6 protein-coding genes and 2 rRNA genes are annotated in these 12,556 nt (G+C 63.5%); 6 read left to right on the top strand and 2 right to left on the bottom strand.

Going from position 1 to position 12,556, the window contains the following annotated elements:
- The first annotated feature begins 20 nt into the window (after positions 1-20).
- From B5520_RS02320 to B5520_RS02295, 6 genes are all read left to right on the top strand, one after another.
- Positions 21-3,147, top strand: a 23S ribosomal RNA gene (locus B5520_RS02320).
- Between the two features lie 192 nt (positions 3,148-3,339).
- Positions 3,340-3,456 (top strand): 5S ribosomal RNA (gene rrf / locus B5520_RS02315).
- A 475-nt stretch (positions 3,457-3,931) separates the two neighbouring features.
- A complete protein-coding gene (locus B5520_RS02310; protein WP_009358243.1) occupies positions 3,932-4,219 on the top strand; it encodes an HU family DNA-binding protein in 288 nt (95 codons plus the stop codon).
- A gap of 115 nt (positions 4,220-4,334) precedes the next feature.
- The gene (locus B5520_RS02305) at positions 4,335-6,497 is read left to right on the top strand and encodes a cytochrome c oxidase assembly protein (RefSeq protein ID WP_079595438.1); all 2,163 of its coding nucleotides are present in this window, start codon (positions 4,335-4,337) and stop codon (positions 6,495-6,497) included.
- Entirely contained in the window at positions 6,497-8,503 is a 2,007-nt protein-coding gene (locus B5520_RS02300) for an NHL domain-containing thioredoxin family protein (RefSeq protein ID WP_079595437.1), read from the top strand. The genes B5520_RS02305 and B5520_RS02300 overlap by 1 nt, the downstream gene beginning before the upstream one ends.
- Positions 8,504-8,726: 223 nt before the next feature.
- Positions 8,727-9,545, top strand: a complete 819-nt coding sequence (locus tag B5520_RS02295; protein ID WP_139386198.1) for a DUF559 domain-containing protein — start codon at positions 8,727-8,729, stop codon at positions 9,543-9,545.
- Between the two features lie 154 nt (positions 9,546-9,699).
- Here the strand turns inward: B5520_RS02295 and B5520_RS02290 are convergent, their stop codons facing one another.
- On the bottom strand, positions 9,700-10,692 hold the full coding sequence (locus B5520_RS02290) for a hypothetical protein (protein WP_176156735.1): 993 nt from the start codon (positions 10,690-10,692) through the stop codon (positions 9,700-9,702).
- Between the two features lie 138 nt (positions 10,693-10,830).
- The gene (locus tag B5520_RS02285; protein WP_079595435.1) at positions 10,831-12,525 is read right to left on the bottom strand and encodes a helicase HerA-like domain-containing protein; all 1,695 of its coding nucleotides are present in this window, start codon (positions 12,523-12,525) and stop codon (positions 10,831-10,833) included.
- Positions 12,526-12,556: the final 31 nt, after the last annotated feature.

Here is a 12,556-nt window from a genome sequence, read left to right as displayed (position 1 = left end):
CGTGTTTTTTGATCTTTTGTGGTCAAGTTTTTAAGAGCACACGGTGGATGCCTTGGCATTAGGAGCCGAAGAAGGACGTAGGAATCTGCGATAAGCCTGGGGGAGTCGATAACCGGACTGTGATCCCAGGGTGTCCGAATGGGGAAACCCCGCCAAGCGCGCGAGTGACTTGGTGACCCGCATCTGAACACATAGGGTGCGTGGAGGGAACGCGGGGAAGTGAAACATCTCAGTACCCGCAGGAAGAGAAAACAATAGTGATTCCGTTAGTAGTGGCGAGCGAACGCGGATCAGGCTAAACCGTTCCATGTGTGATAGCCGGCGGGCGTTGCATGGTCGGGGTTGTGGGACTTTCCATACCAGTTCTGCCGGGCTGGTGGGGTGTGATGTGCGTGCATAGGTGAACGGTTTTGAAAGGCCGGCCAGAGAGGGTGTTAGCCCCGTAACCGTAATGTTTTGTACCGCCTGTGAGAGTATCCCAAGTAGTACGGGGCCCGAGAAATCCCGTGCGAATCTGTCAGGACCACCTGATAAGCCTAAATACTCCCTAATGACCGATAGCGGACCAGTACCGTGAGGGAAAGGTGAAAAGTACCCCGGGAGGGGAGTGAAACAGTACCTGAAACCGTGTGCTTACAATCCGTCGGAGCCAGTCTGATTCTGGTGACGGCGTGCCTTTTGAAGAATGAGCCTGCGAGTTAGTGTTACGTCGCGAGGTTAACCCGTGTGGGGCAGCCGTAGCGAAAGCGAGTCTGAATAGGGCGTTGCAGTGGCGTGATCTAGACCCGAAGCGAAGTGATCTACCCATGGCCAGGTTGAAGCGACGGTAAGACGTCGTGGAGGACCGAACCCACTTCAGTTGAAAATGGAGGGGATGAGCTGTGGGTAGGGGTGAAAGGCCAATCAAACTTCGTGATAGCTGGTTCTCCCCGAAATGCATTTAGGTGCAGCGTTGCGTGTTTCTTGCTGGAGGTAGAGCTACTGGATGGCTAATGGGCCCTACAAGGTTACTGACGTCAGCCAAACTCCGAATGCCGGTAAGTGAGAGCGCAGCAGTGAGACTGTGGGGGATAAGCTTCATAGTCGAGAGGGAAACAGCCCAGACCACCAACTAAGGCCCCTAAGCGTGTGCTAAGTGGGAAAGGATGTGGAGTTGCTCAGACAACCAGGAGGTTGGCTTAGAAGCAGCCATCCTTAAAAGAGTGCGTAATAGCTCACTGGTCAAGTGATTCCGCGCCGACAATGTAGCGGGGCTCAAGTACACCGCCGAAGTTGTGGCATTCAAACAATGACTAAGCCTTCGTGGTTCAGGTGTTTGGATGGGTAGGGGAGCGTCGTGTGGGCGGTGAAGTCGCGGTGTAAACCAGCGGTGGAGCCTACACGAGTGAGAATGCAGGCATGAGTAGCGAAAGACGGGTGAGAAACCCGTCCGCCGAATGATCAAGGGTTCCAGGGTCAAGCTAATCTGCCCTGGGTAAGTCGGGACCTAAGGCGAGGCCGACAGGCGTAGTCGATGGACAACGGGTTGATATTCCCGTACCGGCGAAAAACCGCCCATGCTGAACAGGGGATACTAACTGCCCGAGACCTGCCCGATCACCCTTGTGGTGTGAGGGTTTTGGTGGAGCGCAGGACCTGATCCTGGGAGGCAAGCGTATTAACAGGTGTGACGCAGGAAGGTAGCCGAGCCGGGCGATGGTTGTCCCGGTCTAAGGATGTAGGGCGAACGGTAGGCAAATCCGCTGTTCATGATGCCTGAGATCTGATGGGACCCCCGTTTGGGGGGATTTGGTGATCCTATGCTGCCGAGAAAAGCATCGACGCGAGGTTTTAGCCGCCCGTACCCCAAACCGACACAGGTGATCAGGTAGAGAATACTAAGGCGATCGAGAGAATTATGGTTAAGGAACTCGGCAAAATGCCCCCGTAACTTCGGGAGAAGGGGGGCCCCAACCTTGATACACCTTCGCGGTGTGGAGGGGATCGGGGCCGCAGAGACCAGGGGGAAGCGACTGTTTACTAAAAACACAGGTCCGTGCGAAGTCGCAAGACGATGTATACGGACTGACTCCTGCCCGGTGCTGGAAGGTTAAGAGGACCGGTTAGCCTCACGGCGAAGCTGAGAATTTAAGCCCCAGTAAACGGCGGTGGTAACTATAACCATCCTAAGGTAGCGAAATTCCTTGTCGGGTAAGTTCCGACCTGCACGAATGGAGTAACGACTTCCCCGCTGTCTCAACCATAAACTCGGCGAAATTGCAGTACGAGTAAAGATGCTCGTTACGCGCAGCAGGACGGAAAGACCCCGAGACCTTTACTATAGTTTGGTATTGGTGTTCGGAGTGGCTTGTGTAGGATAGGTGGGAGACGTTGAAGCCCGGACGCCAGTTCGGGTGGAGTCATCGTTGAAATACCACTCTGGTCACTTTGGACATCTAACTTCGGCCCGTAATCCGGGTCAGGGACAGTGCCTGATGGGTAGTTTAACTGGGGCGGTTGCCTCCTAAAAAGTAACGGAGGCGCCCAAAGGTTCCCTCAGCCTGGTTGGCAATCAGGTGTCGAGTGTAAGTGCACAAGGGAGCTTGACTGTGAGAGAGACATCTCGAGCAGGGACGAAAGTCGGGACTAGTGATCCGGCGGTACATTGTGGAATGGCCGTCGCTCAACGGATAAAAGGTACCTCGGGGATAACAGGCTGATCTTGCCCAAGAGTCCATATCGACGGCATGGTTTGGCACCTCGATGTCGGCTCGTCGCATCCTGGGGCTGGAGTAGGTCCCAAGGGTTGGGCTGTTCGCCCATTAAAGCGGTACGCGAGCTGGGTTTAGAACGTCGTGAGACAGTTCGGTCCCTATCCGCTGCGCGCGCAGGAAATTTGAGAAGGGCTGTCCTTAGTACGAGAGGACCGGGACGGACGAACCTCTGGTGTGTCAGTTGTACTGCCAAGTGCACCGCTGATTAGCTACGTTCGGATGGGATAACCGCTGAAAGCATCTAAGCGGGAAGCTCGCTTCAAGATGAGATTTCCATACACCTCGTGTGTGAGAGGCCCCCAGCCAGACCACTGGGTTGATAGGCCGGATGTGGAAGCGAGGACTAACGACTCGTGAAGCTGACCGGTACTAATAGGCCAACAACTTACACCACACACCCCTCCCCGCAAACGAACTTCAAAAGCGTTTGCACCAAGGGTCGGGTAAAAAGAAACAAGACTGCTTGCGTCCACTATGTGGTTCCCAAACAACAAACCCGTTTGTTGCAGGGAACACCAAATGAATAACAACACCACAGTTGTAACTACTAAGTTTTCCCACCCCCACGGGGGTGTGGAGCAAGGGTTACGGCGGTCATAGCGTGGGGGAAACGCCCGGTCCCATTCCGAACCCGGAAGCTAAGACCCACAGCGCCGATGGTACTGCACCCGGGAGGGTGTGGGAGAGTAGGTCACCGCCGGACAACCATTAAGGTCGAGGCCCCAACCAGAAATGGTTGGGGCCTCCCGCATTTAAACACCACCGCCCCGGGATGCCCTATCAGATAACGCACCCAAAAACCCCGGATGACAACCACAACTGACAGAGCACCCACCCCGGGTCACGCCGCGGGGCACCAAGGCACCGTCCCGCCGTCGGACAATCCGCCCGGGTGATAGGCCGTCCACAGCGAACCCAGGACAAGTGATGCGGCGTCACCCGGGAACCCGCAACAGCTGATGGAGCGTCGCCCGGGAACCTGCAGTAGGTGAGAGAGCGTCCGCTGAGGGCACAATCGGGGCTGAAAACCCCCCAAAATCCGGTGATTAACCTCAAAAAGTCGCGGAAACACGCGGAATTTGCGGACCTCGACCGCCCAAGCTGGTAAGTTTTCGAACAGTGGCTTGTGCGCATGCCGCGTGCAGGCTCCATAAAGATGACCGTCCAGGAGGACATAAATGGCTAAGAACCGTAGTGAACTTGTTGCAGAGGTAGCGGGCAAGGCCGGCACCAGCCAGGCAGCCGTCAACTCCGTCCTCGACGCACTGTTCGAGGTTTTCGAGACTTCTGTCGCCGCGGGCGAGAAGATCACCATCCCGGGCTGGCTCGCCGTCGAGCGTACCGACCGTGCAGCACGCACCGGCCGCAACCCGCAGACGGGTGAGACCATCCAGATCGCAGCAGGCCACAGCGTCAAGCTGACCGCCGGTTCCAAGCTCAAGGCTGCGGTTTCCAACAAGAAGTAAGCTTCTTCCTCCCCGGCCCAGAGCCGGCGTGGAAAAGGAGCGGTGACCGGGAGGTTGCCGCTCCTTTTGCTTTTAAGGCCGATTCGCGGCCCGGGCAGGCGTAGCGGACAATGGAGTGGTGTCTTCTGCCGCAAAACCCCGTTCCACAAACCCCCAGTCCGCTCCCGGCAAGGGAGCGCAGGGGCAGGACAGCGGCGCCTCCGGCATCTCACGCCCCTGGCAGCTTGCCGGACTGGCCGCAGTATTCCTTGGCCTTGTTGCCGCCCTCATCTTCTCCGGTGCTGCGGCAACCCGCGGCGTCGCCGACCCCGGCGCCCTGGTGCGTTGGGGCCTGCCCGCCAGCAAGGCCATCCACAACATTTCCCTGGCAACGGTCATCGGCGGCCTGATCTTCGCCGTCGGAATCCTGCCCAGGAGCTTGGCGCCCCGCAGCAGGGCCAGGGAAGCGTCCGAAGCCGACGGCGGCCCGGAGCACCCTGCCTTCAGCCGTGCTCTGGCCGTGGCAGCCGCCGCCGGCGCAACCTGGACCCTGTCCGCAATCGCCGTCCTGGTCCTGACGTACGCGGACGTCGCCGGGCAGGCGCTTTCGGGAGACGCCGAGTTCACGCAGGCCCTGGTGTATTTCATGACGGACATCGAGACGGGGCGCGCCTGGCTGGCCGTCACCATCATCGCCGCCGTCGTCACCACAGCGCTGTTCGGCGTCAGGTCCCTCGGCGGGCTGGCGCTGACCCTGGTCCTGGCGTTCATTGGGCTGGTCCCCACAGCGCTGATTGGCCACTCCTCAAGCTCGTCAGACCACGAGGGCGCCATCAACTCCCTCGGCCTGCACCTGGTGGGCGTCAGCACCTGGGTGGGCGGCATCATCCTGCTGGCCCTGCTCTCCGGCATCCTCACCGGTTCCAAGGCAGGGGTAGCCGGTGACATCACGGAATCCACCCTCCGCAGGTTCTCCTCCCTGGCGGGCTTCGCCTTTGTCCTGGTGTTCGCCTCCGGGGTCATCAATGCCAGCATCCGGATCACCAACTGGGGAGATCTCTTCGGCTCCGCCTACGGCCAACTGATCCTGGCCAAATCCGCAGCCACCCTGGTCCTGGGCGGGATCGGCTTCATGCACCGCCAATGGGTCATCCCGCAGCTGGGCCGCAAGGGCTCCACCATGTCCTCGCGGCGCGTGCTGTGGCAGCTGGTCCTGGCAGAACTCCTGGTGATGGGCCTGACCTCCGGCGTGGCCGTCGCCCTGGGGCGTTCGGCCCCGCCGGAGCCCGCAACCTATGCGCCGGACGCGTCGCCGGCCTTCATCCTGACCGGGTACGAACTGCCCCCCGAACTCACGCCGGAGCGCTGGCTGACGGAATGGCGCCTCGACTGGCTCTGGATAGCCGTGGCCCTGTTCGGGCTGGTGTCCTACTTCCTCGGCGTGGCAAAGGTCTATCGCCGAGGCGACACGTGGCAGTGGTTCCGGTCCGTTAACTGGGTGATCGGCCTGCTGGTGCTGACCTACATCACGTCCGGGCCGCCGTCGGTCTATGGCCGCGTCCTGTTCTCCGCGCACATGGTGGACCACATGGCGCTGACCATGGTGGCCCCCATCTTCCTGGTGCTGGGTGCACCGGTCACGCTCGCCCTGCGCGCCCTGCAACCCCGCGGCGACGGTTCACGTGGAGCCCGGGAGTGGATCCTGGTCTTCGTGCACTCGAAGTTCTCCCAGGTGGTTACCCATCCGCTGTTCGCGGCCGCCAACTTTGCCGGCTCCATTGTGCTGTTCTATTACTCCGACCTGTTCGGGTTCGCCATGCGCGAGCATGTGGGCCATGAGCTGATGATCGTGCACTTCCTGCTCACGGGCTATATCTTCGTGCTGAGCATGATCGGTTCGGACCCGTTGCCGCGCCGGGCGCCGTACCCCATGCGGCTGCTCCTGCTCCTGGCCACCATGGGCTTCCACGCGTTCTTCGGCGTGGCGATCATGGGCGGCACCAACCTCCTGGCCGCCGACTACTTCGGCAACCTGGGCCGGGACTGGGGACAGTCCGCACTGATGGACCAGCAGACCGGCGGCGCAGTGGCCTGGGGCATCGGCGAGGTGCCCACCCTCCTGGTGGCGATCGGCGTCGCCATCATGTGGTCCCGGTCCGATGCGCGGGAAACCAAACGGGTGGACCGGGCGGCCGACAGGAATAACGACGCCGATCTCACCGCTTACAACGATATGTTTGCCAAATTGGCCGAACGCGATGCCAAGCTGGCTGACCGCAACAAGCTGGAAGGACGCTGATGAGCGAAACCGTACGCACCCACCACCGGGTCCGAGCCTCCGAACTGGTGGGCCGTAACTGGTTGAACACCGGCGGCAAGACCCTCGACCTTGAAGCCCTGCGCGGCAAGATCGTGCTGCTGGACTTCTGGACCTTCTGCTGCATCAACTGCCTGCACGTCCTGGACGAGCTGCGCCCACTGGAGGAAGAGTACTCGGACGTCCTGGTCACCGTGGGCGTCCACTCGCCCAAGTTCGAGCACGAGGCGGACCCGGTGGCGCTGGCCGCCGCTGTGGAGCGCTACGAGATCCACCACCCGGTCCTGGACGATCCGGAGCTGGAGACCTGGAAGGCGTACACCGCCCGTGCCTGGCCCACCCTGGTGGTCATTGACCCGGAGGGCTACATCGTGGCGCACCTCTCCGGCGAGGGCCACGCGGACGGCCTGGCCGTGTTGATCCCCGAGCTCATCGCCGAACACGATGCCAAGGGCACCCTGCACCGCGGCTCCGGCCCGTACGTGGCGCCCGAGCCGACGTCCGGCACCCTGCGGTTCCCGGGCAAGGCGCTCTTCCTTCCCGCAGGCCGTGGTTCCGGCGCAGATGAAGCGTCCGACGGCGGCGCGGCAGCAGGTGCCGCAACGCAGGGTTCATGGCTGGTCACCGACACCGGCCACCACCGCCTCGTGGAGCTCGGCACCGACTTCCAGACCGTCCTGGCCACCTTCGGCTCGGGCACCAAGGGCTACGCCGACGGTCCGGCCGCCGGCGACACCGCGACCGCACAGTTCAACGAACCCCAGGGCCTGGTCCTGCTGCCGGGAGACGTGGCAGCCAAGGTGGGCTACGACGTCGTCATTGCCGACTCCGTCAACCACCGCCTTCGCGGGCTGTCGCTGACAGACGGCAAGGCCTCCACCCTGGCCGGCAACGGCGTCCAGCGTTTGCTCGAAACCGGCCCCGCGCGGGTGGACGAGGACGCTGCCGGGTTCACGGGCCGCCTCAGCGACCATCCCCTGGAAGTCTCCCTGAGCTCGCCCTGGGACCTGGTATGGTCGCGCAAGCTTAACGCCGTGGTGGTGGCCATGGCCGGAACCCACCAGATCTTCAGCTTCGACCCCGTGTCCGGTGAAGTGGACATTATTGCCGGCAACGGCCTCGAAGGACTGCTGGACGGTCCGGCCCACGAAGCCTGGTTCGCGCAGTCCTCGGGCCTTGCGGAGGACGCCGACGGCAGCATTTGGGTGGCCGACTCCGAAACGTCTGCCCTGCGCAAGCTGGCCATTGACGACGATGGCGCCATCACCGTGGAAACCGCCGTCGGCAAGGGTCTGTTCGACTTCGGCTTCCGGGACGGCGCCGCCGAGGAGGCACGCCTGCAGCACCCGCTGGGCGTGACGGTCCTGCCGGACGGCTCAGTGGCTATCGCCGACACCTACAACGGCGCGGTCCGCCGGTACGACCCCGCCACCAAGACCGTCTCCACGCTGGCCCGCGGCCTGGCCGAACCCTCCGACGTTATCGTGGACCACACCAAGGCAGCCGGCTCCGAGCCGCTGCTGGTGGTGGTTGAGGCGAACCAGCACCAGCTGGTGTACGTCCCCATCCCCAAGGAAGCACAGCAGGTGGACGAGGGCGCATCCCAGACCCACCGGCCCAAGAGCCCGGTGGCCCCCGGCCCGCTGGAGCTGACCGTCCGCTTCACCGCCCCCACCGGGCAGAAGCTGGATGACCGCTGGGGCGATCCCACGCAGCTGAAGATCTCCTCTACACCCCCGGAGCTGCTGGTATCCGGCGGCGGAACATCGGTGGGGCTTCTCCGGACCCTTGAGCTGTCCCAGGACGTACCGGAAGGCATCCTGCACATCACCGCGCGGGCGGCCGCCTGTGACGGGCCGGAGACCGAGGACGGCGAGATCCCCGATCACGCCGCCTGCCACCTGTACCAGCAGGACTGGGGCATCCCCGTGCTGCTGCAGGCCGACGGAGACACCGAGCTGGTACTGGACCTCCGCGGCATGGACTGACGCGCCGCCGTCGTCCGCTTTTTAAAAGGCTGCCGCCCGTGACTCTAACGTCACGGGCGGCAGCCTTTTGTGGCTGTACCCTGGCAAGAACCGCGGATTCGCGCGAATGCCGCTGCTAGCTGAACCCAAAAACGTGCCTGACGTGACGTACGAGATACGGCAGTTCTCCACAAAGGGCTGCCACCAGGTGCCGCACGCCCAGGGGCACGGCCAGCATGGCCGAATGGATGTCCCAGATGCACTCGCCCGCTGCGGCGGAGCCGCCCGCCGTCCTGCCCTTGCCCGGCTCGGTGTTGACAACGCCGCGCTCAGACGCGCTGTGCGTAGGGGCATCCTGCAGCCGGACCGGGGACTTTACGCGCTTCCGACGGCGCCCCCGGACCTGGTTGCCGTGCTGCGGAACCGGGAGTTGCTCACCTGCTCCAGCGCCGCGGCGCACTACGGCCTCTGGTGCCTGCATCCTCCAGGTCTTCGGCATGTCTACCACCAGCGACATTCTGCAGTGGGTGACTCGGCCATCCACCACGCAGGGCTGCTGCTGCCACCTTCCCGGCTTCATCCTGTCGTTGCCCTCGCCGACGTACTGGTCCACGCCCTGCGCTGCCTGCCCTTCGCCCAGTCCCTGGTTATGGTCGAAAGCGCGGTCTCCAGGGGTGACATGACCGTAGACTTCCTCCGCCAGCGGCTCGAGGGCCGGCGCAACGGCAAAACCCGGGAAGTTTTGGCGTGGGTGGACAGAGGCGCCGACTCCCTCCTCGAGACGCTGGCGCGAACCTATTTCCGCCAAGCCGGCATCTTCGTGCAGACCCAGGTTTACCTTGAACGGGTGGGTTATGTTGACCTGCTGCTGGACGGGTGGCTGGCGGTGGAGCTCGATGGCCGGCACCATGCAGAGTGGAGCCAGGTCAAGAAGGACCATCGGCGGAACAACGAATCCGTCGTCCAGGGATATACAGCGCTGCGCTACTACTACGCCGATGTGGTGCACCACCCCGGTGAGATGGTTGCCCAGGTCCAGGCTGTCCTGGGGCGGCGGAGGTAGAACGTCCTCATCAGCCGGCCGTTGCGTCACGCTGAACATGCTTTTGTGGGCGTGCCTGCCCTAAAAGCCCGGAATACAAAGGGCCGCCGCTGAACAGGTGGCCAAAACCATGCCTGGCGTGACGTGCGGCCCGGGCCAGAGTGGCGTGCGCGGCCTAGAAGCTCAGCACCGGGGTGACCCTGACCGCGCCGCCGGAGACGTCCAGGCGGGTGGTGAAGCTGAAGTCCACTTCTTCTTCCAGCGGGTACCAGATTCCGGTGAAGGAGTTCTGCTGCAGCGCTTCCACCTTGGCCTTGCCGTCCAGGGGTGCCACCACCCACCGCCCGTCAAAGGGTTCGATGGCAACGTTCGGATACTCCGTGACGGTCCACTTGATGGTGCCGTCCTGGACCCTGTTGTTGCTGGCGTAGTAGAACGGGCAGTCCGGCTGGAGCTTCTGTTCCTTGACCGCTTCCGCCGCGCAGCCGTCCAGGAATTCCTTGACCTTGTCCGCCACATCCTTCTTCAGGCTGGCAGTAGCCTGGGTCAGCAGGTTGAGCGGCGCCACGGGGACGTCCCGGGCGGTGACTGTCGCGCGGGTTGCGGGGGCCGAGAAGTATTGCCCGTTGAGGGCTGCCTCGTACTCACCCGGATAGAACACCGCGAAGGAGTTCCTGCCGTTGGGCATGTTCACCGGCACGCCGTTGACGTTGGCCTCGCTGCCGTTGACCACCGTAATGTCCACCGTGGGCAGCCGGGACGGGACGAACGCCCACGTGTTGAAGAAGATCCATTCGGTACCGGTCTTCTGCAGCATGAACTCCGTGCGGAGCCGGCTGCCGTCGATGGTGTATTCCATGGGCACCATGACCTGGTTGCCGGAACGCTCCTCCGGTTCACCGATCTCCACGTTGGCCAGGCGGGACGCGGCGGTCTGCAGCCCTGTCCCATCGAGCATGGCGGCATTGCTGGGCGGTACGGTGGCGCGCAACAATCCCAGCGCCTTCCCGCCGTCGCCGCTTTGCAGCGCGTCCAGATACTCACGCACCGGCTGCTGCGGACTCGCCACCGTCTTGTTCACCAGGTTCACGGCAACAACGGCTCCGGCCACGGCAAGCATGAGGCCCAGCAGCCATCCGGCCGCTATCCTCACCAACGCTTGACTCATCTGCACGTTCCTTACACTAACGTTAGTGCGAACGCGCACTGAAGTCGGCGTCTACCCTTTGTGGGGGAGAAGCACGGTGTTAAGGCCCGACGACGGCAGCCGGAGCAGGCGTCCGCAGCCCCTTGGGAGCGGCCCGGGTCAGCGGCGGCGCCGCCGGGACGACGTGCCGAACACGCCTCGCAGCAGTTCACGGCCCAGCTGGGTGCCGATGGACCTGGCCATGCTCTTCAGGCCGCCGCCCAAGGCGCCACCGAGTGCGCCGCCAAGGTCGTCCATCATCCCGCCGCCCGACTCCGGCCGCGAAGACCGGGGCGCCCCGGCCGGCGTGCGGGGAACAGTGTTCCGGCCGGGAGCCGGCCTGCTGCTGGGCCGGCCGAGGATCTCCTCCTCAATCCGGCGGGCCTCGGCGTCCACGTCCGCAGCGTCGCCGGAACCCGGAACCGGCGGCCCGCCCGGCACCGCGGAACCGGTGGGTGCGGCAGCCTTGCCGGTCAGCTTCTCAAAGGCGGAATGGTTATCCACCGCGGTTCCGTACTTGGGCAGGAGTGCCGAGCCGGCCACCGTGCTCCGGACCAGGGCGTCATCGCTGGGTCCCATGACCGACTCGGGCGCCCGCAGCCGGGTGAGTGCCACAGGAGTGGGCGCGCCCCTGTCGTTCATGACCGTCACCACGGCCTCGCCGATCCCCGCGGAGGTCAGGGTTTCCTCCAGGTCGTAGTCGCTGACCGGGAACGTGGACACGGTGGCCTTGAGCGCCTTGGCATCCTCCGGGGTGAAGGCACGCAGGGCGTGCTGCACCCGGTTGGCCAGCTGGCCAAGGACGTCGGCCGGAACGTCCTTGGGAGTCTGGGTGACGAAGAAGATGCCCACGCCCTTGGACCGGATGAGCCGGACGGTGGTGGTGATGGCTTCCAGGAACGCCTTGGACGCACCGTTGAAAAGCAGGTGGGCCTCGTCGAGGAAGAACACGAGCTTCGGCTTGTCCAGGTCCCCTGCTTCCGGGAGGTCCTCAAAGAGATCGGCGAGCAGCCACATGAGGAACGTGGAGAACAGCATCGGTTTGGTCTGGAGCGTGGGCAACTCGAGGCAGGTGACGACGCCGCGGCCGTCCGGCGCGGTCCGCAGCAGCTCCGCGGTATCAAACTCGGGTTCGCCGAAGAACTTTTCCAGCCCCTGCGCCTCGAGGTTCACGAGCTCGCGGAGGATGACACCGGCGGTTGCCTTGGACAGCCCGCCCAGCTCCTCCAGCTGGTCCTTGCCTTTGGCGGAGGTCAGGAACTGGATCACGGCCCGGAGGTCCTTGAGGTCGATGAGTTCCAGGCCGTTCTTGTCCGCGAAGTAGAACACCAGCTGCAGGCTGGATTCCTGCGTGTCGTTCAGTTCCATGATGCGCGAGAGGAGGATGGGCCCGAAGGACGATACCGTGGCCCGCACGGGGACCCCGTTACCATCGCCGCCCAGGGCCAGGAACTCCACCGGGAACGTCTTCCCCTGCCAAGCCTGTCCAATGCCCTCGGTGCGGGCGGTGAGCTTAGCGCTGCCGGTAGCGGCGGTGGCCAGCCCGGAGAGGTCACCTTTGATGTCCGCCAGGAAGACGGGGACGCCGGCGGTGGAGAGTTGCTCGGCCATCATGTGCAGCGTGACGGTTTTGCCGGTACCGGTGGCACCGGCCACCAGGCCGTGCCGGTTCATCATGGCCAGCGGCAGCCGCACCGGCGCGTCCTTGTGGAGTTCGCCGTCGATGATGGCGGCCCCCAGTTCGATGGTGGCACCGTCCAGCGCGTAGCCCTTCTGGATGGTGGCAAGCTTCTCTGCTGTGGTTTTGTTGGCCATGGCGCCAGCTTAGCGGCGCCCGGTGCCTGCG

This window comes from Arthrobacter sp. P2b, assembly GCF_900168295.1.
Classification (GTDB): domain Bacteria; phylum Actinomycetota; class Actinomycetes; order Actinomycetales; family Micrococcaceae; genus Arthrobacter.
Note: the sequence above shows the minus strand (reverse complement) of the source record. Positions and strands in the feature narration are given on the sequence as shown.

What these genes read in the sequence shown, in the direction of transcription:
- B5520_RS02285 (WP_079595435.1), bottom strand. Translation starts at nt 12,525, where the DNA reads ATGGCCAACAAAACCACAGCAGAGAAGCTTGCCACCATCCAGAAGGGC.
- B5520_RS02295 (WP_139386198.1), top strand. Translation starts at nt 8,727, where the DNA reads ATGGATGTCCCAGATGCACTCGCCCGCTGCGGCGGAGCCGCCCGCCGT.
- B5520_RS02290 (WP_176156735.1), bottom strand. Translation starts at nt 10,692, where the DNA reads ATGAGTCAAGCGTTGGTGAGGATAGCGGCCGGATGGCTGCTGGGCCTC.
- B5520_RS02310 (WP_009358243.1), top strand. Translation starts at nt 3,932, where the DNA reads ATGGCTAAGAACCGTAGTGAACTTGTTGCAGAGGTAGCGGGCAAGGCC.
- B5520_RS02300 (WP_079595437.1), top strand. Translation starts at nt 6,497, where the DNA reads ATGAGCGAAACCGTACGCACCCACCACCGGGTCCGAGCCTCCGAACTG.